Here is a 26,154-nt window from a genome sequence, read left to right as displayed (position 1 = left end):
TGATGGATATGAATTATAGTTACGATAAGTTGATTAGCCGTTGTTTCCCGTGCGCTCAGCTCATCACAGATCGCTTTCACGTTGTCCAACAAATGACCAAAGCTTTCAATGTACTACGTGTTCAAGTCATGAAAGAATTTGATACCAAAAGCCCTGAATACCGGCATCTCAAATATTATTGGAAACATCTGCTTAAAGACTATGATGACTTATCTGACATCCCTTTTTATTCTCGTTCATTGCGTAAATGGACAACTAGTCGTGAGCTAGTTGAGCAGCTGATTAACTACAGTCCGATACTTTATCAAGGTTGGCAAGTCTTACAACTGGCAAGTACTCATTTCAGGAATAAGGATTCACAAGCATTTTTTGACCTGATTGAGTCCCTCAATACAGAGATATTACCCGAAACATTTGTCAAGAAGTATCAATTTTTACTAGGGAAGAAGGCATCCATTAAGTTAGCACTTGAGCTAGGCTATTCAAACGGCTGTTTGGAAGGGATGAATAATAAAATAAAGGCCATTAAACGTGTGGCTTATGGCTTTAGAACCTTTAGAAACTTCAAGAAACGCATTCTACTCATGAACAAAACCTTAACCAATTAAAAAACAAGCAACTCAACAGTTACTTGCTTTATAGGGGAAAACTATTTTCCCACACGATTTGACAAAGAACCAAAAGATCCTCCGAAATATTGATTTCAGAGGATCTTTTTTGAATCTGCTATACCGGCGGCCGGGGTCGAACCGGCACGTCCGTGAAGACACTGGATTTTGAGTCCAGCGCGTCTGCCAATTCCGCCACGCCGGCAAATTCTATTATGGAAATTTCCAATAAACTGGGGTAGCTGGATTCGAACCAACGCATGAGGGAGTCAAAGTCCCTTGCCTTACCGCTTGGCTATACCCCAATAATACTAATAAAAGGCGGTCGACGGGAATCGAACCCGCGAGTGTCAGCGCCACAAGCTGATGTGTTAACCACTTCACCACGACCGCCATATTTAAAACACGGGCAGCAGGAATTGAACCCACACCAAAGGTTTTGGAGACCTTTGTTCTACCTTTAAACTATGCCCGTAAAGGTAATATGGAAGGGGAGGGATTCGAACCCCCGAACCCGAAGGAGCGGATTTACAGTCCGCCGCGTTTAGCCACTTCGCTACCCTTCCAAATTATTTAATTCCATTAGATCAACGACNAACTATTTTCCCACACGATTTGACAAAGAACCCGAAAATCAGTCATAGCCTATTTTTTATAATGTTCTTGTATTAAGAAACGCTGAAATTTGTTCTACTCCAAAGGCAAGTGCCCCTTCATCAGGCGACATTTTAGGGTGATGTAGGGCATAGGGCGTGTCAATGCCTAACCAGAACATGACGCCTGGAATCTTAGATAGGATATAACCAAAATCCTCTCCTGTCATGGCTGGCTCGATGTCAATCAAATTCACGCCATCTTGCGCATCAAAGAAAGTCATCAAATCCTGCGCCAATTCAGGATTATTCTCGACGGGTAGATAGCCGCCTTGTTTAAGCTCAATGTCAACTGCCAAACCAAAGCTCATAGCAACACCTTCTGCAATCGCTCTGATTCTTTTTTGTGTCAGCTGATTCATCTCCTGAGTTAAGGTCCGAATCGTCCCATGAAGAAAAGCCGTCTCTGCAATCACATTATTCGTTGTGCCAGCATGAAGGCTACCAAAGGTTACCACTGCCCCCTCAATCGGGTCAACATTTCGACTCACAATGGTCTGAACTTGTGTGATGAAATAACTGGCTGCAACTAAGGCATCGTTAGCATGGTGTGGAAAGGCAGCGTGACCACCCGTTCCCTTGAAGTTAATCTTAACTTCACAAGTCCCTGCAAACAAGGTATGTGTATTAGTCGCGATATCACCGACTTTGAGGTCCGGTCTAACATGAAGACCATAAAATTCATCCGGTAACCAGTCGCCATCAAAGACACCAGCTTCATACATGAGCATACCACCCGCCTCATTTTCCTCGGCAGGCTGAAACAGAAAAATCAGATTGTTCTTAGGCTGCGTTGCAATCATTTTTTCCAAAACGCCCAATGCCAAGGTCATGTGCATATCATGACCACAAGCGTGCATCCGCCCCTCATGGCGCGAGGCAAAAGCCACCCCTGTGTCTTCAACAATCGGCAAGCCATCAATATCCGTCCGCCAACCAATCGTCTTTTCTGGAGCAAAACCATTGAGCTTAACGACAATCCCTGTCTGCCAAGTTTTAATGTCAATAAAAGATTTATCCGCTGTCAACTCACGGATTTGTGTCATGAGATAAGCGTGGGTCTCAAATTCTTCCAAACCAATTTCGGGAATCTGATGAAGTTCTCTACGTATTTTTATTAAATCTAACATTTTTTCTCACCAATTATTTATAATATGCCTGTTAAAATCTGAGCAGTCAGCCACGTCCATGATTTTAAAACATTATTTTTAAATGTTTCTTTATGTCGTAAGGTCTGAACCACTGCATAAATTAGAGGAACTAGCAAAGCAAAACCTACAAGACATAGAACGCCTATCCATAACACATTTCTTTTAAAAATCAAACCGAGGAAAAATATAGCTAAGGCAATACCTCAAATAACGCCAGTGACCTGTAGCTCCAGCTTACTCTATCCTTCTCTATATCAGTCACCCTATTATTACAAAGTTCTCAGTGCCTCTTCAAGCGCTGTTTTTTGCTTGGTCTTCTCATCAATTTCCTTGATCACACGTGCAGGGACGCCTGCCACAACAACATTTTCAGGGACATTTTGTGTGACGATAGCACCCGCTGCAACAACAGAACCATTGCCAACTTGCACGCCTTCAATGACCACAGCATTGGCACCAACAAGGACATTATCCCCCACACGAACTGGCTCAGCACTTGCAGGCTCAATCACACCTGCAAGAACAGCACCCGCACCGATATGCGAGTTCTTACCGACAATCGCACGACCACCTAAAATAGCACCCATATCAATCATCGTCCCCGCACCGATTTCGGCACCGATATTAATCACAGCACCCATCATGATCACGGCATTATCGCCGACTTCAACTTGATCACGAATCACAGCACCCGGCTCAATCCGTGCATTAAGCTCACGCTTATCAAGCAAAGGCACCGCTGAATTACGACCATCTTGCTCAACGACATAATCTTTGTTCTCAGTCAAGTTAACCAAGAGCGGCGCAATTTCCACCCAGTCACCAAAAAGAACATTGCCGAGTTTAACAACCTTTTCAGGGATTTTCCCTGCTAGCTGACCCTCAAACGTCACTTTCACCGCTGTTTTTTTCTCAGCGTTACCGATAAATTGGATAATTTCTTGTGCAGACATTTTGTTAGACATATTACTCTCCCTTATTAAGATATGTGTGTTAAACGATATAATTTAATATGACTTCATTTCATCATATTCCATGCGACCAGAATAGCAGTAACGATAACCAAACTGAGCAACAGCAAAGTATCAGAGCGCTGCCATTTGAGGATGCGGTATTTACTGCGTCCTTCTCCCCCTTGGTAACCACGGCTTTCCATGGCAATGGCTAAATCATCTGCCCGTCTAAAACTTGAGACGAACAGTGGAATTAAAATCGGAATGACCGATTTAACCTTTTGAACCAAGTTTCCCTCACCAAAGTCCATTCCTCTTGATTTTTGGGCATTCATAATCATCGTGGTATCATCCATTAACGTTGGAATGAATCGTAAAGAAATCGACAACATGAGTCCAATTTCATGAACAGGCACCTTGATTTTTTTCAAGGGTGCAAGCCCCGTTTCAATCCCGTCAGCCAAAGTCAGAGGTGGCGTCGTCAACGTCAACAGTGTTGACATGAAGATAATCAAGACAAACCGCATGAAGATAAAAAAGGCATTTTGCAACGAATAAGACGTGATTTTTAAAAACCAGATTTGAAAGAGGACTTCTCCACCTGTTGTGAAAAGCATTTGGAAAATGACCGTAAATAAGATCAACCCCAACATCGGGCGTAACCCTTTGAGAAAATAAGATAATTTAATCCGACTCAAACCAACACCAAGAAAGGTAAAAATGGTCAAAATACCATAGCCGATAGCATCATTTGCCAGAAAGATGATAAAAACAAAGGCAAACATAGCAAGTAGTTTACTTCTTGGATCCAGACGATGAATGATTGAAGACCCGGGAATGTAGCGACCAATAATCAGTTTATCCATGATTTGCCGCCTCCGTAATCATCTCAACAAGCGCCGAACGTGTAATTGGCAAGTGCTCAAAATACTGACCGCGCGCTCGTAAAAGTAGCGCAAAGCGAGTCGCCTTAGGTACACCGAGCTGATGCGCAGTCATGAAATCAACATCCTGAAACAAGTCTTGCGGTTGTCCTGATTTAACAATGCGGCCTTTTTCAAGAACGTACATGGTATCAGCATAATCGGCGACATCATCCATGAGATGCGTTACCAAAATTGTCGTCACACCAGAGGCATGAATCGTTTCAAATAAACGCATCATATCAATTCGTGCTTTAGGGTCAAGACCAGCAGTCGGCTCATCCAAAACAAGAACACTTGGGTTCATCGCTAGGATACCGGCAATCGCCACACGGCGCATCTGACCACCAGAAAGCTCAAACGGCGACCGCTCAAATAGTTCATCTGAAATCCCGACCAGGTTCAACTTCTCGCGCGCAATAGTCTGAGCATCTTCTTTTGATACGCCAAAGTTTTGCGGACCAAAAGCCACATCTTTTAAAACTGTTTCGTCAAATAACTGCGTTTCAGGAAATTGAAAAACAACACCGACTTTTTGACGAACAGGTTTGATAGCCTTCGCCTTGCTGTCAGGCTTGATGACCGTTTCACCGACCGTAACAGTCCCTGAAGTCGGAAGTAAAAGCGCATTTAAATGCTGCAATAAAGTAGATTTACCCGAACCAGTATGTCCCACCAGTGCCGTGAAACTACCATCTGCCACATCTAAATCAATATCAAACAGCGCTCGGCTTTCGAAAGGTGTGTTGGGCTGATAAGTGTAGTTTACTTTGTCAAAAGAGATTGCCATAAAAAGTCAGCCAGCTCGCTTTCTGTATAATATTTTTCAGGAATCTGCAACCCATTTTGGCGCAGCTCTCTTGCAACATTGGCTGAAAAAGGCACATCCAAACCAATATCGACCAGATTATGATTCAAAAACAAGTCATCTGGTGTCGCAATCTGCTCGATCTTCCCATCTCTCATAACAATAATTTTATCAGAAAGACTCGCCTCATCTAAATCATGCGTAATCGAAATCACCGTCAAACCATACTGCTCCTTGATTTCTCTAACGACTTGAATAATTTCCAGCCTTCCCTTTGGATCTAGCATGGATGTCGCCTCATCAAGGATAATGATGTCAGGACGCAAAGCAACGATACCTGCAATGGCAACCCGTTGTTTTTGACCACCCGATAGACGAGCAGGTTCCTTCGTTTTAAATTCCTGCATATTGACACGTTCCAGAGCTGCATTCACACGCGCCAACATTTCCTCACGTGGCACACCATGATTTTCCATCCCAAATGCGACATCATCCTCAACAGTTGAGCCGACAAATTGATTATCAGGATTTTGAAAGACCATACCTACTTTTTGGCGCAACTCCCAAACATTTTTTTCCGTTAAGGTTTGCCCATCAATAATAATCTCACCTGAGGCTGCTGCCATCAGACCATCTATTAACCTTGCCGTTGTCGACTTACCAGAACCATTTCGCCCAATAATCGACACCCACTCACCACGAACAACGTCAAAAGACACGTCATTTACAGCGTAAATATCGCTTGATTCTTCATATTGATAAGTTAAATTTTTTATTTCCAGAATTTTCTGCATGACAACATTATACCAAAAAAAGCCGAAATTGTCGGCTTTTCTTCATTTTGAACTATAAATCTACTCAGTTGACAGCTGTTTAAACAGCAAAAAACGGCATTTCGCCGTTTTATATATTATTGTTGAAAGAAACGAGACTTAGCTGAGTCAATGTCGACACTTTCCAAGTCATCTCCGTTTGACAAATGACCGACTGAACCGTTCATATGTTTCACACGTGATGCGATTTCTTTATGACGACCTTTGACCATTGGGCGCGCTTGTGGGTTACCGAGATAACCACACGTCCGTTTGACAACATCAACTGTTTTAGGGTCACTATTACCACAGTTCGGACATTGGAAACCACGTTCAGTTGGTGTAAAGTCGCCCTCGAAATTACATTCATAACAGTGGTCAATCGGTGTATTTGTACCAAGATAGCCAACACGGTCATAGGCGTAATCCCAAACAGCCTCCAAGGCTCTTGGATTTTGTTGGAGTACTGGATATTCACAATAGTGAATGAAACCACCACTAGCATAGACTGGATAGTCTTTTTCAAAGTCTAACTTCTCAAATGGTGTTGGATTTTTACGGACATCATAATGGAATGAATTGGTGTAGTATTCTTTATCTGTGATGTCTTTAATCTCACCGAATTTTTCTGTATCTAGGCGACAGAAACGGTCAGTCAAACTTTCAGACGGTGTTGAATAGATTGAAAAGTGATAATCATATTCGTCAGACCACTCACCTGCTGCTTTTTTCATTTCACGCAAAATATCGAGTGTAAATGCCTTAGCTTCAGGATTAGATTCCCATTCACCACCATAAAAAGCAGTTGCGACTTCATATAACCCAATATAGCCGGCAGAAACCGTCGCACGACGATTTTTGAACAATTCATTGACAGAGTCTGTTCTGCTAAGCCGTTTACCAAAAGCACCGTTTTCATAAAGGATTGGCGCATTGGCAGGCGTTGCTTCTTTTACGCGTTCCACACGGTAAACAAGCGCGTCTTTCATAACTGCCATCCGCTCAAAGAAAATTTGCCAGAATTTATCTTTATCGCCTTTAGATTCAAGAGCGATACGTGGTAAATTAAGCGTCACAACGCCTAAGTTCATCCGACCATCCACGACATCTTGACCGTTTTCATCTTGCCAACCTTGCAAGAAACTGCGGCAACCCATTGGCGTTTTAAACGAGCCTGTTAGCTCAACGATTTTATCGTAGCTGACAATGTCTGGATACATGCGTTTTGTCGCACATTCGGCTGCTAATGCTTTAATGTCATAATTGGGGTCTTCAACATTCAAATTCAAACCACGTTTAATGGTAAAAACAAGTTTAGGGAAGATAGCTGTACGCCCTTCTTTACCCAGACCTTTAATGCGGTTTTGAAGAATTGCTTTCTGAATTTCGCGCGCATACCAATCCTCGCCTAGACCGAAACCAAACGTTGTAAATGGCGTTTGACCATTGGATGTGAACAAGGTGTTAATCTCGTATTCCAGACTTTGCATGGCATCATAGATGTCTTTTGCCGTTTTGGCACGCGCGTAGTCTTCACGTTTTTCAGCTGCTACCCACTCTTCGGCGTCCTTCATGTGTTTGGCGTAGTTGAGCTCAGCATAAGGCGCAAGCACTTCATCGATACGGTTGACAGATGTACCACCATATTGACTTGAGGCAACATTGGCAATAATTTGCGAAATTTGTGCTGCTGCTGTTTGGATTGATTTAGGACTGTCGATGACAGCATTTCCAAGTTTGAAACCGTCACGGAGCATGCCTTTGACATCAACCAAACAACAGTTCGTCATCGGTGCATAGGGTTGGTAATCCAAATCATGAAAATGGATGTCACCTTTTTGGTGGGCATTCGCAACATGCGCCGGCAACATTTTCAAACCAATCGATTTGCCAACGATACCTGCCGTCAAGTCACGTTGTGTATTGAAAACATCACTATCTTTGTTGGCATTTTCATTGACAACAGATTGTTCTTTATTAATCAATTTGTCAATCGTGAAGTTGATATCTGTCGCTTGCGAGCGCTCAAAATCGCGTTTTGTCCGATAATTAATATAGACTTCTGCTAATTGATACTCATTCGCATCCAACAACACATGTTCGACAATGTTTTGAATTTCATAAATTTTGATATCCTTATCAAAACGGTCAAAAATTGTCGCAACGATTTTATCCGTCAAGTGTTCCAATTTCACTTCTTGAACCGGTGACATAGGAAAAACTTCATCAGAGGCTTTTCTCAAGGCATCATAAATTTTTTCCGGTTCAAAATTTAAATGGCGACCATCACGCTTGACAACTTCCATCGTGTTGTCAATTACCTCTGTTTTTTCCCATACCATCATAACGTACATCTCATTTCTAAAGTGATTTTAAATATATTCTACCACTCATTGGGTAATTTGTAAACACAGAATCACAATATATTGTGTCACATATAAAGATTTAAGCCTTTAACACACTATATATAGGATGTCAAGAATTTACCTAACATGTGATTATTTCATCCTATTCAGCCAATAGATTGCCCTATTTTCGACTTATTAGCCACAAAAAAATAAGTCAAATGACCTATTTTTTTGTGATGCTACCTTAAAATCTCAACCAAATCTTTTCGCGCTGCCATGTTGGCCGGAGTGATTGAGAAGACCAGACCAATGACAATCGTTATGACCAAAGTCAGAGAGATTGTAAATAAATCTGGAGATACTTTAAATGGCAAGAAAATTGAGATGACAAGCGCCACCAAATAACCGATGATATAACCAATCACACCAGCCGATATCGTTAGCATCAAGCCTTCAACTAAAAATTGATTTCTAATGTCACGTCTTTTAGCGCCAACACTTCGGCGAACGCCAATTTCTTTGACACGTTCAGAAACTGATGTATACATCATATTCATAACACCAACACCTGCAATAAAGAGTGAAATGCCCGCTATGCCTGAGATAAAGAAAGTCAACGTCTTCAATACTTTACCAATACCGTCTGTCAGAGAACTCATATCAAAAGTTGAATACTCACCAAAATGACGGCTAACGCCTACTTTCTCCAGTTTTTTAATCACTTTCTGCGCTACCTTACTAGGTTTATAGTCATTCGCAACTATAACTTTTATCTGCGTGGGATTGCCATCGCTATTCGCATAGTACTGGTAGGTTGTCTTGGGAATTTTGACATCAGGGGTCATATCAAACAAATTAGCCGTCCCTCCTTTATAGATGCCAACAATTTGATAAAGCTCACCTTTTATGTCAATCCCTGTACCTAATACCTTATTCACATCTGGATTGACATCTTTTGCCGTATCACGACTGATAATTGCGACCTTTTGATGCGTTTCAATATCATCACGACTAATCGTGCGCCCCACCTCGACAGCATCTTTACCACCAGCTACAAAGCCTAAATTCTTACTGATTTTTTTATCTGCTGCCTGTAAATCTATACGTAAAAACTTGTCGTCAGCTTTGACATAGGCAACCTTCTCTACGCCCTCAATCTGACCTATCAATTTAAGGTCTTCATCAGAAAAGTAGCGCATTTTATTTGATTCAAACTGTTCATAATCCGACGGCGAAAAAACAACATCGACCGCTACATTTTTTTCATTTGTAGCAGTCAGATTTTTTACCGTGTAAGTTTCAAACCCACGTCCTAACGATAAAATCGTGATGACACTGGCAATACCAATGACAATACCAAGCATCGTTAAAATACTGCGTCTGGTATTTTGACGAAGGGCTTGATAAGCATTTTTGATAACGGCACGCAAGTTCATAGGACCACCTCGCCATCAGACACTCTAATTTCACGATTACAATGTGCCATCAAATTGGGATCATGTGTCACCAAAATAATCGTCACACCACTAGTCTTATTCAAATCTGTAAACAACTGCATAATATCAACAGATGTTTTGCTATCAAGCGCACCCGTTGGCTCATCTGCAATGATAAATTTAGGAGAATTGACAATGGCACGCGCAATAGCCACCCGTTGCCTTTGACCACCCGATAAAAGTTTAACAGACTGGCCTACAAAGTCAGCCAAGCCCACTTTTTCCAAACTCTCCGCTACAAGACGTGTTTTTTCCTGATTAGAAATACCAGCGTATAATAAAGGCAATTCAACATTTTGCCCAACTGTCATATTTTCAATCAAGCCAAAATTTTGAAAAACAAAGCCAACATTTTCATTTCTGATTTTAGATAAGTCATCGTCTGTATACTGCTCAACTAACTTATCTTCAAAATAGTAAGTCCCTTTAAATTTCTTATCCAAAAAACCAATCAGATTAACCAAAGTCGACTTTCCAGAACCACTTCGCCCCATAATACCAACAAAATCACCCTCAAAAATATTGAGAGAGACATTATTTAAAACAGTAACTTCTTGTTTGGCAAGCTCATAAGTTTTCGTGATATTTTCAAGGCGTATCAACATAAGCTGCTGCCTCCTCGATAATTTTATCGCCCGAATTTAAACCAGATATGACTTGCAATCGACTACCCGACTCCTTAGTTTCGACTGCAACCTTACTAAATTTCCCACCACGTTTCATGTAAACTTTACCATTTTTCACGGATGTTTTCGGAATATAAAGTGTTTCATTTGGACGGTGAATCTGAACCGTATAGCCATTTTGTAACGGCTCATCTAAAACAACCTTAAAATTGTATTGACTAGATGAGGTTTCAGATGTTGCTTTATCTGGAACTGGGGAAATGTAAGAGATTTTACCCGTCACTTTTTTCGACAAGTCAACCGTCTCAACACTTACCACATCGTTCACCTTGAGCTTGTCGTAATCATATTCCGACGTCTTACCATTGACCAGTGTCTCCCGACTCACAACACTCAGTAAAGGCGACGTCTCAGAATTCGTCCCCATGATCACAAGACCATCCGTTTTAGCGGTCACCGTGGCCGTTTGCTTATCCTTTTGACTTGCTAAACTTGCTTGTGCTTGGTCGCGCGCAAGTGTAGCAGCCGTCACCGAGCGTTGCGCTGCTTTCCAAGCCTCATTATTGCTCTCAATTTGTGTATTGATCCCCTCTTTTTCTTCTATCTCTTTGGCTTTATCATATTTCTTGCGCAACTTAGCATCTTTATTTTCTGCTTCCACCACATCTGCCTGGGCATTTGCCAAATCATTCTCGGCACTTTTGATTGCAAATTCTTGGCTTGATAAGTCGTCAGATGACTTAGTATATGTCAATAAAACATCGCCAGCCTTCACTTCCTGCCCATCCGTCACATTGACTTGTGACAATTCACCAAGCGACATATCTTCTCGATAATCAGTCGACGTTTTTGCCGTCACATTGCCCTTGAAAATATTATCCGCCTGAGCTTTGACAGCGTAAAGCGTATAATTTTCCTGCTTGCTAGACTTTAGTTTAGGTAATAATAAAGCAGATAAAACCACAATTCCAATGATAATTGTGGTAATAATGCTTGTCAAAATAACGACTAATGGGTATTTTTGGTAGAATTTTTTCATGCCTAGTCCTCAATCAAGGTCAGTTTGTTTAATCTTAAAAGTTGACGCGTTCCTAGAACAATGCAACCTAGCGGTAAAACTAAAATCCAAAATAGATTTGATTTCTTGAATTTTTCAGCAAATACGATATAAAAGAAACCAAGCACTTGCATCAAATTAAGTCCCCATGTCAAAACCGATGAAACTGGTACATCCACTTCACCAGCCAAAAATGCCTCTGTATTACCTAGTGTTACCTGAAGATTAAGCGATGTCGTGATGATTGATATAATGCCCAGTAAGATAATGACAATAGCGATAATTTTCTTCATTTTTTTATTCATATTCTTCTCCCAAACTAAAAAATTTAGTCCTCTCATTATATCTGCTCTTAAATTTCTATCCATACTAAAGTATAAATACATTTCCTGCATTTTATAATTCATCATCTTCCAAATCTTTTAATTGAACAAAAAACTACAACTATTTCAGGTAAATTAATCAAAAGTAAAAATATAAAAACAAACCACGCTTTGTAATATATTGCTCCAAAAATAACTGAGAAAAATATAAACATCTCATATACACTAGGAACTTTCACCTCCTTACTAAATCGCAATATTATCGCCACCTTTTTTTAGATATAGAAGTTTTTTTATCGAAAATGCTAGGACACCTATCGGACCAAGAATTAACCAAAATATATTCGTTTTCTTTTCTTTGAATACAACGATATAAGCAAATACAACAATACCGACTAAAATATTTAAGTAAGAAGCAATCTTACTCTCAAGTGGTTGAATAATTTTAGTGGAACTTGTTATATTTTCTGAATCAATTGAAGAAAAGATAGTGGTTGCCCCTCTAAAACCAAGGTATAATCCTAAAATACTAAATATAGTAAAAGCAACTAAAAACGTTAATTTTATCCCTTTTTTATTAATCATATGTATACCTCTATAATCCCAGCAATAGCTAATAAAACCAACGTTAATGTCAATAAAAATCGGACATAAAACCATTCATTAACTAAGGCCATGATTCTTTTTTCTTTCATAAATTTTCTTATATTTCTAGACATTTCTATTCCTGCCATAGCAACAAAAACAAAAGACAATAATTCAAATACTGCATAGGGGAAAAGTATAAATATTATCTGTTTTAGAGGCAAAATCCCCATTACCATTCCCATTGAGATACCATTAATAAACAAAATCATTAGACCTCCAACACCGAATGTCAGTGACCCAATGATTAAGATTATTAAAGCAACTCCTGTATTATGATTAAATATTTCATTAAACTTCAATACTTGGATATCCGAAGTAATGGTAATACCTGAAATTTTTATTATACAGATACCGACAATTACTCCTATAATCAAAGTAATAAAAGTTACCCAAAAATCTTTTTTGACAGAAGTTTTTTTCATAATTTAAAATGAAATCCCCGCAGCTACTCCAAAGATTGCAAGATATGCCTGAGCAGTTGCAATAAATGGTGCAAAATAAGGATAGATAATCATTACAGAATAACTCGCTCCAGTTGATAAAAGACCAACAATTGTTGAAGCAACAACCTTTGAAAGTCCAAACTTACTAATCAAATTACCAAAAATACTTAACATTTTTTCTCCTTTATTTTACCAACCAGCAGCTGCACCTGCACCAATAGTAGCAATCAAACCACGGAGCGTTAACAAATATGGAGCAAGCATCGGCCAACACATTGCAATTAACGTAGCCGCACCAGAAGCCACTAAACCAACAGCCCAAGCAGCATCACCTTTTGACAGACCAAATTTTTGAACCAAGTTACCAAGCAAAAATACTTTAGCACCTAATGCAATCACAAAAGCAACCATTAACGAACTAAGTACCTCTACTTTTGGGATTCGTTTTTGCAAACAAATTTTCATCTTACAACCTCTTTCTGTTTTTGTTAATCTTCCAAAAAGATTAAGCATTCCAATTTAAAATTATTTGATCAGGATAATTTCAAATACAAAAATGAAACAACATCAGAATTAATCAATCTGAATATAGCACTGACTGTCGACCGTCAGTATAAAGTTGAAAGAAAACGTTTTCTTTCAACTTTATAAGATTCATTCTAACACAGAAAAATTTATAAAATACCAAGTTTGCATATATGCACCATTTAAAATTTTAATCATTTTAAATGGTAGAATAAATGTATTAAGATAAGGAGGCAAAACAGTATGTTTAAATTTCTATACTCACTTATATCGTTTGGTATTCAGTAAAATAAATCAAAATCACTAACAAAATTTTTCAATAAATAGAGTCATCCGCTTAGCCATCCCCGTTGCACCAAACCTATTTAAAATCTGTATATCATCTTGAATTTCTGATAGAAGTTCAGGATTTTTTTCTTGTCTATACAAGGAAAATTTTTCAAAAATATGGAGAATAATCTTCTCTGACATATCCCATTCCGTCAAAAAATTATCTATGCCTCTTTTCAACTTTTCGGCATACCTATAACTCCCATGACAAATTAAATGTACATATAAATTTACCAATGTTTTCTTAGCAAGAGCAGCATTACTAGCTATAATTTTAGAAAATTCATCACTCTTAAGAATATCTTGACCTATATCATAAGCCTCTCCGACATCTAATACTTCTAAACAGTGCGCAAAAACACTCATCTCGTATATCGTCCATTGTTTAACGCCATTAAAATATTTTTCGATAAATTTACGCTCTGATTTAGTTATTAACATCTCATCTGATAAATCAAAAATCGCACATTTAGCTACAATATTAAAAATTTTATCTTCATTTCTTATAGCTCGTGTTTTCAGTAATGTTTTTAAACCCTCTACATCTCCATTAATCACATAAGCATTCATTTTTTTGTTGAACATCTGTAACCTATTAGGTAGGTAATCGCCATGCCAAACAAAAAATTCTGTTGGTGTTAAATCCAAACCATTTATCGCCATCAAAAGTTTATCTGCTCGTAATACTGTTTCACCATTTTCAAAGCGTGAAATTAATGAATGGTCACAATATGCTGACTCCGCATCCCGCTGTGAATACCCCAATTTCTCTCGCGTTTCTTTGTAAAATGCACCTAAGTCTAATTCTATTGTCATTTAGTCTTCTCCACTCATCACTCACAAAATAGCCAGGAGAGAGACAAGGTATAGTAAGCGTTTCCAAACAAGTTTGCTACCTTCTACCTTCTACCTTCTACCTTCTACCTTCTACCTTCTACCTTCTACCTTCTACCTTCTACCAATTATAACATTATTAGATTATTCATTCAATTATTAGCTCCTCACTTTTATCTATTTTTATTCAAATAAAAAAACAGAAATCTTAATGAACAGATTTCTGTTTATTTTCATTTCGAAATTACTTACTTCATATCAAAAACTAACGCATCGTCTTTCAAACCAACCAAAACCACTGAGTTTGGTAAGACTTTACCAGATACAAGTGCTTTCGCAAGCGGTGTTTCAAGATGTTTCGTCATAAACCGTTTTATTGGGCGTGCCCCGTACTCGGGTTCATACGCATTTTTGGCAATCCAATCAAGGGCATCTGTTGTTAGCTCTAAATTAATATCTTGATGCGACAAGCGTTCTGTAAGCTGCGCCACGATTTTATCGATAATTTGTTTCACGACAGACAAGGTCAATGGCGTGAAGACAACAGTATCATCAATCCGATTAAGGAACTCAGGTTTGAAATGAAGTTTAAGCTCGTCCAAGACTGCTTCTTTCGTCATATTGTCAAGAGTGCCATCATCTTTAATGCCATCCAATAACGTCCGTGAGCCAATGTTTGACGTCATAATCAAAACGGTATTTTTGAAGTCCACAACAACACCTTTAGAATCCGTCAAACGCCCATCATCAAGAACTTGCAGGAGAATGTTAAAGACATCAGGATGCGCTTTTTCAATTTCATCAAGCAGGACAATCGTGTAAGGATTACGACGTACAGCCTCAGTCAACTGACCGCCCTCGTCATAGCCAACATAGCCTGGAGGTGCTCCAACCAAACGTGAGACACTGTGTTTTTCCATATACTCACTCATGTCAATCCGCACCATATGGTTTTCTGAATCGAAAAGGTCTTCGGCTAAGCTTTTAGCCAATTCAGTTTTACCGACACCTGTCGGACCAAGGAAGAGAAAGCTACCAAGCGGTTTATTAGGGTCTTGCAAACCTGCACGACTACGGATAATGGCATCAGAAACCGCATTAACAGCTTCATCTTGCCCAACCACACGTTGGTGTAGTGTCTCTGCCAAATGCAAGAGCTTTTCCTTTTCGCCTTCAACCAGTTTAGTCACTGGAATCCCAGTCAAGCGACCAATCACTTCCGCAATTTCTTGATCTGTCACTGATTCTTGAACCAGATGATTACCGGTATCTGCTTCTTGGGCATTTTCCAAATCAGCCACTTCTTTTTCCAGTTTTGGAATGGTGCCGTGGCGCAATACCGCTGCCTGTTCTAGATTATAGTCATTTTCAGCATTTTCTAAATCAAAACGAGCTTGCTCTAACTCAGCACGTTTAGTATGAATCGCTTCTACTGCCTCTTTTTCAGTTTCCCAACGCATCTTCAGGGCATTGGCTGTTTCACGCGTATTGGCAAGTTCTTCTTGTAAAATTGCCAGACGTTTCTTAGAACCCTCGTCCGTTTCTTTTTTTAGCGCCTCTTCTTCGATTTCAAGCTGCATGAGCTTGCGGGTGATTTGGTCTAGCTCCGTTGGCGATGAATTCATCTCAACCCGAATCGTTGCACTCGCTTCATCAACAAGGTCAATTGCCTTATCAGGCAAATAGCGATCCGTAATGTAACGATTTGACAAGGTTGCCGCAGCAATCAAAGCATTATCATGAATCTTCACACCATGGTGAACTTCAAATCGATCTTTCAAACCACGCAAGATAGAAATCGTGTCCTCAACCGTCGGCTCTTTTACCAGCACTTTTTGGAAACGACGCTCCAAAGCCTTATCTTTTTCAAAGTTTTGACGATATTCGTCCAAAGTTGTCGCGCCAATCAAGTGCAACTCACCACGCGCTAACATCGGTTTCAACAAATTACCTGCGTCCATAGACCCTTCTGTTTTGCCCGCGCCAACGATGGTGTGAATTTCATCAATAAAGAGGATAATCCGCCCGTCAGACTTTTTAATCTCATTTAAAACAGCCTTGAGCCGTTCTTCAAACTCCCCACGGAATTTAGCTCCCGCAATTAGCGCACCCATATCCAGACTAAAAATCGTCTTATCTTGTAGATTCGTTGGCACATCCTTCTTCACAATCCGTTGTGCCAACCCTTCAACAATTGCCGTTTTACCGACACCTGGCTCACCAATTAAAACTGGGTTATTTTTCGTCTTACGCGATAAAATCCTTACAACATCTCGTACTTCCTCATCACGCCCAATCACTGGGTCCATCTTACCCGTACGAACCTTTTCAACCAAATCCTCGCCATATTTTTTCAGCGCCTCATATTGTTCTTCTTGATTTTGACTTGTCACCGAACTCCCTCCTCTCATACTCTCGATTTTCGCCCTAACCTCTTTTGCCGTGATGCCATGACTTTTCAGGTATTGGGTCAATGGATTATGGCTTTGCGAAAACAGTGCTAACAGTACCGTCTCAGTGGATAGAAACTCATCTTTTAGAGATTCAGCCAGCTTTTCAGCCTGACTAAATAAGTTAAACAGATTTTGACTCAAATTCTGACCATAAGTCACATTGCTACCAGTCACGACAGAAATCTTGTCCAATTCCTTGTCAATTTCAGCCTCAAAACCCACTAAATCTAGACCTAAGTCTTGATAAAAGTCATGCGCAAACTGCCCAGGCTGAATCATGAATTTCCAAAGATGTGCGATTTCTATATTTTGATGTTGTCGAACTTGCGCGATTTTTTGCGCCTCAGCCAAAGCCTGTTGTAAAGTTGTTGTCATTTTTTCAATATTCATTGTCTTTTGTTCTCCTTTTTTGAACCTCAAGCTAACTTCTTGGGAAAATAGATGATTTCTGAACCTGCGCAAGTGCAGAAGTGTCACCAGCGACGAGTAATCACAGGAGCACCATAAATCCCTAATTTTCTACAGAAATTTGCGACTACGTCGCATCGCTTTCAATATCATGTTTTCAGAAGTAGATTAGAGACATATCTTATCTCTAAATCTTATTATAACGCTTTGGTCAACAAAGGTCAAACATTTTATTTAAAAAATTTTGATTAATTTGATCATCAAAACGTCGATGTTATACCAAATTCGTATTATTCTGCCAAAACAATACGAATTGGATAAAAAAAATCTGCTATTTTATAAAATTTGGAGACTTTCTGAAAACTAGATAAAAAAAAGAAAACTAATCGAGGTACAATCACCACACCCTAATTTACTTTTCTCTCTCGTTGACTGAGCACATTTTGTCTCAGCCTTTTGTGTTTATTTCATCGGTTCAATATAGGGTAGAATTTCAGCTTGAAGGCCGACATTGGTCGCAAAGATGTAGGGTTCATCATCTAAGATGGCTAGATTTTCAGTTCGACCACTGACAATAATACCTGCAAACTTAGCCGTCTTTAAAGTTGGATATTTTTCGACCTGTTTTAGGGCATCTTTATAGATATCAATGCCCGCAACATTATAGCCGCGTTTTTCAGCTGCTGTTTTTACGGCAGTCACAAAAGATGGATAGTTGGCAGATGACCAGCTACTTGAAGAGGATGTCTCCAATGACTCATCTTTCAATTTACCAGTTTCATCTGCATTAATCCCAATGACTTTACCAATGGTATCCGTGACTGATAGTTGGTCACTCGCCATGCCTAGCCAGTACCAGTTAATCAGTAAATTATCAGGAAGTTTAGCCTGAATTTCAGCATAAGTCATCGGCTCCTTAAATGAAATGGCAACTTCTGCGACATGATTTTTCAGTCCGGATAAAGTCCTTGCCTCGTGTGTCGTCTTAACTTCTTGCTCAGTTTCGCTTTGCTTGTGTTTGGGATCGAAAAACAATGGCAGTTTTTCGCCATTTTCTCGGCTAAAGGCACCGATATCTTTTGTTTTTGTAATCGGAACTGTTAATGGTGAGTTTTGATCACTGGCATAGCCAACTCCAAACAGGCTAAAATTGATTTCGAGTGGTGCCGCTGCAACTAGGTAACCGTCAATGTTTTTAAAACGATCACTTTTCAGTTGAGAAGTCACCCAGCCAGTTTTGCTCAAATATTGGGATCTCGAAATCAAGTTAGGAGATTCAATCATATCTGTGATATTGGCCATTTCCTTTGCTTTTTCGTATTGCAAGGCCATGCCTCTATTACTCACGGTATAGCCTATGAACAGTAAAGCAAGCGTTGTTACAACTGAAATTGCGAATGTTTTAACGATTTTTTTTCTTTTTTCTTTTTTGATAATCTTATCAAAGTCTTCATTCATCTTCATTATTTTGCTCCATTTCTTGTTTAAGTTTGTGTCTCAGGCGATACAAGTCTGTCTTGACCTTGGCCTCAGAAATTTGATAAATCTCTGAGATGTCTTTGACAGACTTATCATCTTCATAATACAAGGTCACAAGACCTAACTGATAATCTGTCAGCGTCTTCAAAGCCTGCTCTAGCTGCCAACTTCTGTCGTTATCTAAGTTAACGACATTACCATAAATCAGATAAAATCGTTCGGATAAAAGTGCTCGATAACGCTTTTCGCGTCGATAAAGGTCATAAAACCGGCTCAGCGCCACGCGATAGAACCAAGGGCGTAGTTTATCGGTGGCAAGTACAATATCAGCCTGTATCAGCTTAATGAAGACGTCCTGAACGATGTCTTGCGCATCTGCTGGATTCGCTCCGGTTTTGATTAAGTAGCGCTGAATTTCAGATGCGCAAGTCATCAAAATTTGCTCATAGGGGCTAATATTCACCTGCGACCTCCTTTCTACAATTCTCTACGTGAAATCTTGACATTTAACCGACGCTTACGCACATCCAAACGCTCAAAGTCCTACTTCACTTATATAACGAATTAAACTTAGTTTGGTTACAAAAAATATGATTTATTTTTACTCTTCTTCCATCTTACTAGAAATGTAATTAAATTGACAAAAAATCCTTTGTCTACTTTTAAAGAGACAAAGGATTTTTGTTTATCCGGTTTATTTATCTAAGCCCATAGCACGTTGGATGGCTTTAACAATCTCAACGATGATAATCATGGCAAATGAGCCGACGAGAACCATGGCCCATTGGTAGGCATCTAAGTGTGTCACGTGGAAGATTTTATTAAATCCTGGCACGACGATTGTGACACCGAGTAAGATAAAGGAAACTAAGATTGACCAGTTGAAGGTCCTGCTGCGGAATGGTCCGACTGTCAAGATAGATTGGTAGACCGATTTGGCATTAAAGGCATGGAACAGTTGAATCAAGCCCAGTGTCGCAAAGGCCATTGTCAAGGCATCCGCGTGCATTTCATGACCCGTGTGGACTGGCCATGTGATGGCTGCACCATAAACGCCCAGCACAAGTGTGGCTTGCAAGAGCCCTTGATAGATCGTCGCAAACAAGACACCACCTGAGAAGAAACTAGCTTTACGACCGCGCGGTTTGTGGGTCATGATACCTGGCTCAGTTGGCTCAACACCGAGCGCAATCGCTGGGAAAGTATCTGTTACCAGGTTAATCCAGAGCAAGTGAACTGGCTGCAAGACATCCCAACCAAACAAGGTCGCAAGGAAAATCGTCAAGACTTCGGCAGTATTGGCAGAAAGCAAGTACTGAATCGTTTTTTGGATATTTGAGAAGACTTTACGTCCTTCTTCAACGGCAACGATAATCGTTGCGAAGTTATCATCGGCAAGGACCATATCAGAGGCACCCTTAGACACTTCTGTTCCGGTGATCCCCATACCGATTCCGATATCCGCCGTTTTAAGTGCGGGTGCATCGTTGACACCATCGCCAGTCATAGCAACGACTTTACCTTCGTTCTGCCATGCTTTAACGATACGCACTTTATGCTCAGGCGACACGCGCGCATAGACGCTATACTGGGTAACCACTTTTTGGAAATCTTCATCAGACAGTTCGTTGAGCTCAGCGCCTGTAAAGACATGGTCTTCCGTGTCGCCTTCATCAATAATGCCCAGGCGTTTGGCAATCGCTTCAGCTGTATCTTGGTGGTCACCCGTAATCATGATTGGGCGAATACCCGCCTCTTTAGCAACACGCACCGCTTCAGCGGCTTCTTTACGCTCTGGGTCAATCATCCCAATCAAACCAGCGAAAATCAAATCATTTTCAAGGTTTTCGCTTTCAAGCTCAGGTACGGCAGACTCATATTTATAAGCCATCATCAAGACCCGAAGGGCTTGTTTTGCAAGTGATTTATTAAGCGCTAGAATTTCATCACGGTCAGTCTGCGTCATGGCTACGACTTGATCATCAACAACTTTTTTGCTAATGCGTTTGAGGAGCTGGTCTGGTGCCCCTTTGACAGCAACGAGAAACTCTTCATCCGTGATTTTGTGGACGGTACTCATAAGTTTACGATCAGAGTCAAACGGTAATTCTGCCACACGTGGCTCAGCTTTGAGCACCTGACGCAAGTCATAGTTATGATCAATCCCATATTGGACGAGGGCTGTTTCCGTTGGATCACCAACCAGTTTACCATCACGTGACATCTTGGTATCATTAGCAAAGTTCATGATGCGCAGGGTCATGTCATCGAACGAAATCTCATCAGTCGCATCCTGTAATTGACCATTTGTGTAAACCTTTTCGACTGTCATCTGGTTCATGGTTAATGTCCCAGTTTTATCAGAGGCGATAATTTCAGTTGAACCAAGCGTTTCAACCGCTGGTAATTTGCGGACGATGGCATTTTTCTTAGACAGCACTTGTGTCCCAAGGGCAAGGACAATCGTCACGATGGCTGGCAAGCCTTCTGGAATGGCTGCCACGGCAAGGGCTACTGCCGTCATCACTTCTTCAAGCGGCGCATGTCCTTGAACGAAAACGCCGACCACAAATGTCACTGCTGCAATCAAGAGAATCGCATAAGTCAAGATTTTCGACAAATTGTTGAGATTTTGTTTGAGTGGTGTATCTGTTTCCTCAGCATTTTGGAGCATTGAGGCGATTTTTCCGACTTCTGTTGTCATCCCTGTTGCGACGATAACACCCAAACCACGACCGTAAGTCACATTTGAATTTTGGTAGGCCATATTGACACGGTCACCAATACCGGCATCCGCAGCAACGGCAACAGCCAAATCTTTTTCGACTGGTACAGATTCACCTGTTAAGGCTGCCTCTTCAATTTTAAGGGAATTGACTTCAAGCAAACGCATGTCTGCTGGCACAACGTCACCTGCTTCAAGTGATACGACATCACCTGGTACAAGCAAGTCTGATGAAATCTCTTCAACGTGACCATCACGACGGACACGTGCTGATGGTGTTGACATTGATTTTAAAGCATCAATGGCTGCCTCAGCCTTACCTTCTTGGTAAACACCAAAAACAGCATTGATAATCACAACCGCCATGATGATAATGGCGTCACTGATGTCTTCACCACCACTTGTCACCACAGACAAAATCGCTGCGATGATCAAGATGATAATCATCAAATCTTTAAATTGTTCTAAAAATTTAGCGAGTAATGTTTTTTTCTCGCCAGCATCCAATTCATTCTTACCATATTTGGCAAGACGTTCTTGGGCTTCAGTTGACGTCAACCCTTTTTTGGTCGTTGCCAACTCTGTCAACACCTCGTCTGGGGATTGCGTGTAGAATTTTTTTTCTGACAATGTAGTCTCCTTACTAAATTTAATCAATCATTCAGCTTAACTGATTATTAACAATAACTCGGGTCTCAAGATGACTAGCTGGTAAGCAAAGCTATCACAGCAGATAAAAAAGAGACCTGTAGCTACAGCTACAAGTCTCGCATATTAAGCAACTACCGAGCCGAAAACACGACCGTAATGACGATAGTTGCGCAGAAAACTGCTTGCTACTCCCTTGAGTTCTATTTTATTATAACAAATTATGATAGATTTTCAAGTTTTAAAACTTTGTGTTGTTTGATAATAAAAGACGCTTAACCGCATTTACACGATTAAGAGTCTTACAACGCTCTCATTTTAGAAGTTCGTTTGATCCGGGTCACTCGTCATGCGTGTGGCACCGTGGAGGGTATCAATCGTTGCGATATCTTCAACCGATAATTCAAAATCAAACAATTCACCATTCTCAATGATACGGGTTGGTGTCACTGATTTTGGTAAGGGTAGATAACCTTTTTGTAGTGACCATTTCAGCGCGACTTGCGCTGGTGATTTACCATGTTTTTCAGCGATTTCGACCAAGGCTGGTACTGTCAGTACTTCGCCTGTTCCGAGTGGTGAGTAGGCCTGTGTCAAGATGTTGTGCGCTTTGTTGTAAGCGACAACTTCTTCTTGTTGGTCACTTGGGTTCACGTAAAGTTGATTGACGACTGGTGCGATTTTTGCTGTTTTCAGAAGTGCATCAATATGGTGTGGTCGGAAATTTGAGACACCGATAGATTTGATTTTACCTGCTGCAACGCCGGCTTCCAAGGCACGCCAAACGTCTGCGTTTCTTTTTTCATAGCCAATTGTTTCTCGGATTGGTGCAGGATTTGGCCAATGGATTAAGAATAAATCAACATAGTCCAAACCAAGCTTAGCAAGGCTTTCATCAATGGCTACCAAGGTTTCGTCATAAGTCGTTTTATCATTCCAAACTTTTGTTGTCACATAGATGTCTTCACGTGCGACTCCTGAATTTGCAATGCCACGACCTACTGAGGCTTCGTTTTTATAAACAGCTGCTGTGTCAATATGACGGTAGCCTGCTTTAAGGGCTGCAATGACTGATTTTTCAGCGACATCGCCGTCAGGTGTTTGCCAAGTTCCGAAACCAACAACTGGAATTTTTTCGCCGTTGTTGAGTGTGTAAGTATCTGTTAAAGTCATACGTTCCTCCTATAGATATGAGCCTAAGCTCAAGTTCGTGTGCACAATACGTTGATTAACTCAGATGAAGGCTGAACAATTTACGCTTTCATTATAATATAGATAGCTTTTTTCTGCAATGATTTGAAATGGTATTTTCTACGCCGTTCTTCTTGTCAAAACATTCACATTACAGTATAATTAACCCTATATCAAAACAACCACACTTGGCTGGAGAGCCAACATAAAAAAGGAGAATCAATCTATGGCAGACGTCGAATCATTCCAACTCGACCATACAAAAGTCCTTGCACCCTATGTCCGCTTAATTGGGGCTGAAACTGGCCCTAAAGGGGATGTTATCACTAACTTTGATGTTCGTTTGGTACAACCTAATGAGCAAGAGATCCCAACCGCTGGCTTACATACCATTGAACATCTGATGGCGAGTCTTATTCGAGATCGCATTGATGGCATGATTGACTTCTCACCATTTGGCTGTCGTACTGGTTTCCATATGATCATGTGGGGAGAACATTCGTCAGAAGAGATTGCTAAGGTCATTAAAGCGTCTTTAGAGGCCATTGTTAATACCATTGAATGGTCAGATGTTCCTGGCACAACGATTGAGTCCTGCGGTAATTACCGTGACCATTCACTTTGGACTGCTAAGGAGTGGTCAGCACTCATTCTTGAACGTGGTATCTCTAGCGATCCATTTATCAGAAAGGTAATCTAATCTCATGAATCAGACACGCAAACACTTATCAATACTTACAACTGCTGCACTTTTGACAGCACTTGCAATTCTCATTCCGCAAGTCATGCCCAAAATCGTGATTCCCCCAGCTAGCTTCACGCTTGCTAGTCATGTCCCGATTATGATCGGTATGTTAATTTCGCCTGCTGTTGCGGTCATCGTCGCACTCGGCTCAACGATTGGTTTCTTGATTTCTGGTTTACCAATTGAAATTACATTTCGCGCTGCAACGCACGTTATTTTCGCACTCGTTGGTTCTCTTTTCCTTTGGAAACATCGCGACTATACGCACGGTATTAAATTCCAAATTTTCAATGTCGTTATTGCTCTAATCCACACCTTAGCAGAGGTTGCAATCGTCTATATTCTTCTGACAACTGGTTTCAGCCATCTAGACGGTCGAAATCTGGCTTCCCTTCTACTCATTCTTGGCATTGGTGGCTTTATTCACTCACTAATTGATTTCAATATTGCCATGTTTATTGCGAGAGGGATCAATAGAGTCTACAAATTTGATATTTTTAATAATTAAAATAAAGAGGTAGGGAAACTAGCATGAATCAAGTTTCCCTACCTCTAAAATACGAAAACTGCATGAAACCAAGTTCTTTACATACAAGTTTCAAGTTTTTTTTATTTTCTAGACTTTTGTCACCGTCGCTTTGACAGTAATAACCAACGAGACCGTTATCATCTCGCTAGTACTACAAAAATATAAAAAAACGGAATTAGCTCAAACTAATTCCGTTTTTATCATGATGATAATTCTATTATCACCAATCAATTAATTGGCTTATTTATCAGTCAATGAAGCCAAACCTGGCAAGACTTTACCTTCAAGGAGTTCCATTGAAGCGCCGCCACCAGTTGAAATCCATGAGAATTTCTCAGCGTAACCAAGGTTGATAGCTGCTGCTGCTGAGTCACCACCACCGATGATTGATTTAACGCCTGGTTGTTTAACGATTGAATCCATAACGCCAATTGTACCAGCTTGGAAATCAGGATTTTCAAAGACACCCATTGGTCCATTCCATACAACTGTTTTAGCGCCTGTCAATTCAGCGTCAAATTTCGCGATTGATTTAGGACCGATGTCAAGACCAAGGAAACCAGGGTCGATCGCATCGCCTTCAGTATCTTTGATTTCAGTATAACCAGCAAAAGCATTCGCTTCTTTTGAGTCAACTGGCAAGATCAATTTACCCTCAGCTTTCGCAAGCAATTCTTTAGCGATATCCAATTTGTCAGCTTCAACAAGTGAATCGCCAATTTCGATGCCTTGTGCTTTAAGGAAAGTATAAGTCATACCACCACCGATGATAACTTTGTCAGCTTTTGACAAAAGGTTTTCGATAACACCGATTTTATCTGATACTTTTGAACCACCAAGGATGGCAACAAACGGACGAACTGGTGCTTCAACTGCTTCTTGGATGTAAGCAATTTCGTTTTCAAGCAAGAAACCAGCAACTGCTTTATCAACGTTAGCAGAGATACCTACGTTTGAAGCGTGTGCGCGGTGAGCTGTACCGAAAGCGTCATTGACGAAGATGCCATCGCCAAGGCTAGCCCAATATTTACCAAGCTCAGGATCGTTTTTAGATTCTTTTTTACCGTCGATATCTTCAAAACGTGTGTTTTCAACAAGCAAGATTTCGCCGTCTTTAAGCGCGTCAATTGCGGCTTCAAGTTCAGCACCACGCGTTGTGCCAGTAAAGACAACTTCTTTACCTAATTTTTCAGACAAAGCTTTTGCAACTGGTGCAAGAGATTTACCCGCTTTATCAGATTCTTCTTTTACACGACCAAGGTGAGAAAAAAGAATTGCGCGTCCACCTTGTTCAAGGATATAATTGATTGTTGGTAACGCTGCTGTGATACGGTTATCGTTTGTAATCACGCCGTCTTTCAAAGGTACATTAAAGTCTACACGTACGAGAACTTTTTTACCTGTCAACTCAACGTCTTTTACAGTAAGTTTAGCCATT

At 40.5% G+C, this 26,154-nt stretch carries 24 protein-coding genes and 5 tRNA genes; 3 read left to right on the top strand and 26 right to left on the bottom strand.

Going from position 1 to position 26,154, the window contains the following annotated elements; all coding sequences use genetic code 11:
* Positions 1 to 608: transposase (locus RR45_RS08010; protein WP_143465084.1), on the top strand; the 608-nt coding region annotated here is incomplete at its 5' end.
* Between the two features lie 121 nt (positions 609 to 729).
* Here the strand turns inward: RR45_RS08010 and RR45_RS08005 are convergent.
* The 25 genes from RR45_RS08005 to RR45_RS07885 form a co-directional block, all read right to left on the bottom strand.
* Positions 730 to 813, bottom strand: a tRNA-Leu gene (locus tag RR45_RS08005).
* Positions 814 to 841: 28 nt separating this feature from the next.
* Positions 842 to 913, bottom strand: a tRNA-Gln gene (locus RR45_RS08000).
* Between the two features lie 15 nt (positions 914 to 928).
* Positions 929 to 1,001, bottom strand: a tRNA-His gene (locus tag RR45_RS07995).
* An 11-nt stretch (positions 1,002 to 1,012) separates the two neighbouring features.
* Positions 1,013 to 1,083: transfer RNA gene (locus RR45_RS07990), tRNA-Trp, on the bottom strand.
* A gap of 10 nt (positions 1,084 to 1,093) precedes the next feature.
* Positions 1,094 to 1,174: transfer RNA gene (locus tag RR45_RS07985), tRNA-Tyr, on the bottom strand.
* An 86-nt stretch (positions 1,175 to 1,260) separates the two neighbouring features.
* On the bottom strand, positions 1,261 to 2,391 hold the full coding sequence (locus tag RR45_RS07980; RefSeq protein ID WP_031366921.1) for an N-acetyldiaminopimelate deacetylase: 1,131 nt from the start codon (positions 2,389 to 2,391) through the stop codon (positions 1,261 to 1,263).
* A gap of 290 nt (positions 2,392 to 2,681) precedes the next feature.
* Positions 2,682 to 3,377: a 2,3,4,5-tetrahydropyridine-2,6-dicarboxylate N-acetyltransferase gene (dapD, locus tag RR45_RS07975; protein WP_031366920.1), complete on the bottom strand. Its 696-nt coding sequence runs from the start codon at positions 3,375 to 3,377 to the stop codon at positions 2,682 to 2,684.
* A gap of 53 nt (positions 3,378 to 3,430) precedes the next feature.
* Entirely contained in the window at positions 3,431 to 4,231 is an 801-nt protein-coding gene (locus RR45_RS07970) for an energy-coupling factor transporter transmembrane component T family protein (protein ID WP_031366919.1), read from the bottom strand.
* Entirely contained in the window at positions 4,224 to 5,078 is an 855-nt protein-coding gene (locus RR45_RS07965; RefSeq protein WP_031366918.1) for an energy-coupling factor ABC transporter ATP-binding protein, read from the bottom strand. Before RR45_RS07965 ends, RR45_RS07970 begins: the two co-directional genes overlap by 8 nt.
* A complete protein-coding gene (locus RR45_RS07960; protein WP_031366922.1) occupies positions 5,054 to 5,890 on the bottom strand; it encodes an energy-coupling factor ABC transporter ATP-binding protein in 837 nt (278 codons plus the stop codon). The genes RR45_RS07965 and RR45_RS07960 overlap by 25 nt, the downstream gene beginning before the upstream one ends.
* Positions 5,891 to 6,006: 116 nt before the next feature.
* A complete protein-coding gene (nrdD, locus tag RR45_RS07955; RefSeq protein WP_072353653.1) occupies positions 6,007 to 8,253 on the bottom strand; it encodes an anaerobic ribonucleoside-triphosphate reductase in 2,247 nt (748 codons plus the stop codon).
* A gap of 242 nt (positions 8,254 to 8,495) precedes the next feature.
* Positions 8,496 to 9,692, bottom strand: a complete 1,197-nt coding sequence (locus RR45_RS07950) for an ABC transporter permease (protein WP_031366916.1) — start codon at positions 9,690 to 9,692, stop codon at positions 8,496 to 8,498.
* Positions 9,689 to 10,357, bottom strand: a complete 669-nt coding sequence (locus RR45_RS07945) for an ABC transporter ATP-binding protein (protein WP_096823182.1) — start codon at positions 10,355 to 10,357, stop codon at positions 9,689 to 9,691. Before RR45_RS07945 ends, RR45_RS07950 begins: the two co-directional genes overlap by 4 nt.
* Positions 10,341 to 11,417 carry an efflux RND transporter periplasmic adaptor subunit gene (locus tag RR45_RS07940; protein WP_031366914.1) on the bottom strand — a complete coding sequence of 359 codons (1,077 nt, stop codon included), beginning with the start codon at positions 11,415 to 11,417 and terminating at the stop codon, positions 10,341 to 10,343. The genes RR45_RS07945 and RR45_RS07940 overlap by 17 nt, the downstream gene beginning before the upstream one ends.
* Before the next feature lie 2 nt (positions 11,418 to 11,419).
* On the bottom strand, positions 11,420 to 11,740 hold the full coding sequence (locus tag RR45_RS07935) for a hypothetical protein (protein WP_143188755.1): 321 nt from the start codon (positions 11,738 to 11,740) through the stop codon (positions 11,420 to 11,422).
* A gap of 264 nt (positions 11,741 to 12,004) precedes the next feature.
* A complete protein-coding gene (locus RR45_RS07930) occupies positions 12,005 to 12,343 on the bottom strand; it encodes a hypothetical protein (protein WP_031366912.1) in 339 nt (112 codons plus the stop codon).
* Positions 12,340 to 12,828, bottom strand: coding sequence for a stage II sporulation protein M (locus RR45_RS07925; protein ID WP_031366911.1), 489 nt, complete (start codon positions 12,826 to 12,828; stop codon positions 12,340 to 12,342). The genes RR45_RS07930 and RR45_RS07925 overlap by 4 nt, the downstream gene beginning before the upstream one ends.
* A gap of 3 nt (positions 12,829 to 12,831) precedes the next feature.
* Complete coding sequence (locus RR45_RS07920) at positions 12,832 to 13,023, bottom strand: hypothetical protein (protein ID WP_031366910.1); 192 nt, start codon at positions 13,021 to 13,023, stop codon at positions 12,832 to 12,834.
* A gap of 15 nt (positions 13,024 to 13,038) precedes the next feature.
* On the bottom strand, positions 13,039 to 13,314 hold the full coding sequence (locus RR45_RS07915; RefSeq protein ID WP_031366909.1) for a hypothetical protein: 276 nt from the start codon (positions 13,312 to 13,314) through the stop codon (positions 13,039 to 13,041).
* A gap of 363 nt (positions 13,315 to 13,677) precedes the next feature.
* Positions 13,678 to 14,520 carry a helix-turn-helix domain-containing protein gene (locus RR45_RS07910; RefSeq protein ID WP_031366908.1) on the bottom strand — a complete coding sequence of 281 codons (843 nt, stop codon included), beginning with the start codon at positions 14,518 to 14,520 and terminating at the stop codon, positions 13,678 to 13,680.
* 266 nt (positions 14,521 to 14,786) lie between these two features.
* Positions 14,787 to 17,381 (bottom strand): ATP-dependent chaperone ClpB, encoded by a 2,595-nt coding sequence (gene clpB, locus RR45_RS07905; protein ID WP_031366907.1) that lies wholly within the window; start codon positions 17,379 to 17,381, stop codon positions 14,787 to 14,789.
* A gap of 480 nt (positions 17,382 to 17,861) precedes the next feature.
* Positions 17,862 to 18,863 (bottom strand): anti sigma factor C-terminal domain-containing protein, encoded by a 1,002-nt coding sequence (locus tag RR45_RS07900; RefSeq protein ID WP_031366906.1) that lies wholly within the window; start codon positions 18,861 to 18,863, stop codon positions 17,862 to 17,864.
* On the bottom strand, positions 18,850 to 19,341 hold the full coding sequence (locus RR45_RS07895) for an RNA polymerase sigma factor (protein WP_031366905.1): 492 nt from the start codon (positions 19,339 to 19,341) through the stop codon (positions 18,850 to 18,852). The genes RR45_RS07900 and RR45_RS07895 overlap by 14 nt, the downstream gene beginning before the upstream one ends.
* A 231-nt stretch (positions 19,342 to 19,572) precedes the next feature.
* A complete protein-coding gene (locus RR45_RS07890) occupies positions 19,573 to 22,233 on the bottom strand; it encodes a cation-translocating P-type ATPase (protein WP_031366904.1) in 2,661 nt (886 codons plus the stop codon).
* Between the two features lie 336 nt (positions 22,234 to 22,569).
* Positions 22,570 to 23,424: an aldo/keto reductase gene (locus tag RR45_RS07885; RefSeq protein ID WP_031366903.1), complete on the bottom strand. Its 855-nt coding sequence runs from the start codon at positions 23,422 to 23,424 to the stop codon at positions 22,570 to 22,572.
* A 244-nt stretch (positions 23,425 to 23,668) separates the two neighbouring features.
* Between RR45_RS07885 and RR45_RS07880 the strand changes: the two genes are divergently transcribed.
* Both RR45_RS07880 and RR45_RS07875 read left to right on the top strand, forming a co-directional pair.
* Positions 23,669 to 24,142, top strand: a complete 474-nt coding sequence (locus RR45_RS07880; protein ID WP_031366902.1) for an S-ribosylhomocysteine lyase — start codon at positions 23,669 to 23,671, stop codon at positions 24,140 to 24,142.
* A gap of 4 nt (positions 24,143 to 24,146) precedes the next feature.
* Positions 24,147 to 24,695: a hypothetical protein gene (locus RR45_RS07875; protein WP_031366901.1), complete on the top strand. Its 549-nt coding sequence runs from the start codon at positions 24,147 to 24,149 to the stop codon at positions 24,693 to 24,695.
* Positions 24,696 to 24,956: 261 nt separating this feature from the next.
* On the opposite strand, the gene RR45_RS07870 is transcribed toward RR45_RS07875, so the two are convergent.
* A complete protein-coding gene (locus RR45_RS07870) occupies positions 24,957 to 26,153 on the bottom strand; it encodes a phosphoglycerate kinase (protein WP_031366900.1) in 1,197 nt (398 codons plus the stop codon).
* Position 26,154 lies beyond the last annotated feature (1 nt).

Origin of the sequence: Pseudolactococcus chungangensis CAU 28 = DSM 22330 (genome assembly GCF_002441885.1) — a bacterium.
GTDB classification, from domain to species: Bacteria; Bacillota; Bacilli; order Lactobacillales; family Streptococcaceae; genus Pseudolactococcus; species Pseudolactococcus chungangensis.
This window is presented reverse-complemented; position numbering and strand designations above follow the sequence as displayed.

Coding starts and splice junctions, on each gene's coding strand:
- RR45_RS07930 (WP_031366912.1), bottom strand. CDS start 12,343: ATGATTAATAAAAAAGGGATAAAATTAACGTTTTTAGTTGCTTTTACT.
- nrdD (WP_072353653.1), bottom strand. CDS start 8,253: ATGATGGTATGGGAAAAAACAGAGGTAATTGACAACACGATGGAAGTT.
- RR45_RS07920 (WP_031366910.1), bottom strand. CDS start 13,023: ATGTTAAGTATTTTTGGTAATTTGATTAGTAAGTTTGGACTTTCAAAG.
- RR45_RS07970 (WP_031366919.1), bottom strand. CDS start 4,231: ATGGATAAACTGATTATTGGTCGCTACATTCCCGGGTCTTCAATCATT.
- RR45_RS07875 (WP_031366901.1), top strand. CDS start 24,147: ATGAATCAGACACGCAAACACTTATCAATACTTACAACTGCTGCACTT.
- RR45_RS07900 (WP_031366906.1), bottom strand. CDS start 18,863: ATGAAGATGAATGAAGACTTTGATAAGATTATCAAAAAAGAAAAAAGA.
- clpB (WP_031366907.1), bottom strand. CDS start 17,381: ATGAATATTGAAAAAATGACAACAACTTTACAACAGGCTTTGGCTGAG.
- RR45_RS07960 (WP_031366922.1), bottom strand. CDS start 5,890: ATGCAGAAAATTCTGGAAATAAAAAATTTAACTTATCAATATGAAGAA.
- RR45_RS07880 (WP_031366902.1), top strand. CDS start 23,669: ATGGCAGACGTCGAATCATTCCAACTCGACCATACAAAAGTCCTTGCA.
- RR45_RS07925 (WP_031366911.1), bottom strand. CDS start 12,828: ATGAAAAAAACTTCTGTCAAAAAAGATTTTTGGGTAACTTTTATTACT.
- RR45_RS07940 (WP_031366914.1), bottom strand. CDS start 11,417: ATGAAAAAATTCTACCAAAAATACCCATTAGTCGTTATTTTGACAAGC.
- RR45_RS07980 (WP_031366921.1), bottom strand. CDS start 2,391: ATGTTAGATTTAATAAAAATACGTAGAGAACTTCATCAGATTCCCGAA.
- RR45_RS07935 (WP_143188755.1), bottom strand. CDS start 11,740: ATGAATAAAAAAATGAAGAAAATTATCGCTATTGTCATTATCTTACTG.
- RR45_RS07885 (WP_031366903.1), bottom strand. CDS start 23,424: ATGACTTTAACAGATACTTACACACTCAACAACGGCGAAAAAATTCCA.
- RR45_RS07910 (WP_031366908.1), bottom strand. CDS start 14,520: ATGACAATAGAATTAGACTTAGGTGCATTTTACAAAGAAACGCGAGAG.
- RR45_RS07965 (WP_031366918.1), bottom strand. CDS start 5,078: ATGGCAATCTCTTTTGACAAAGTAAACTACACTTATCAGCCCAACACA.
- RR45_RS07915 (WP_031366909.1), bottom strand. CDS start 13,314: ATGAAAATTTGTTTGCAAAAACGAATCCCAAAAGTAGAGGTACTTAGT.
- RR45_RS07950 (WP_031366916.1), bottom strand. CDS start 9,692: ATGAACTTGCGTGCCGTTATCAAAAATGCTTATCAAGCCCTTCGTCAA.
- RR45_RS07870 (WP_031366900.1), bottom strand. CDS start 26,153: ATGGCTAAACTTACTGTAAAAGACGTTGAGTTGACAGGTAAAAAAGTT.
- dapD (WP_031366920.1), bottom strand. CDS start 3,377: ATGTCTAACAAAATGTCTGCACAAGAAATTATCCAATTTATCGGTAAC.
- RR45_RS07945 (WP_096823182.1), bottom strand. CDS start 10,357: ATGTTGATACGCCTTGAAAATATCACGAAAACTTATGAGCTTGCCAAA.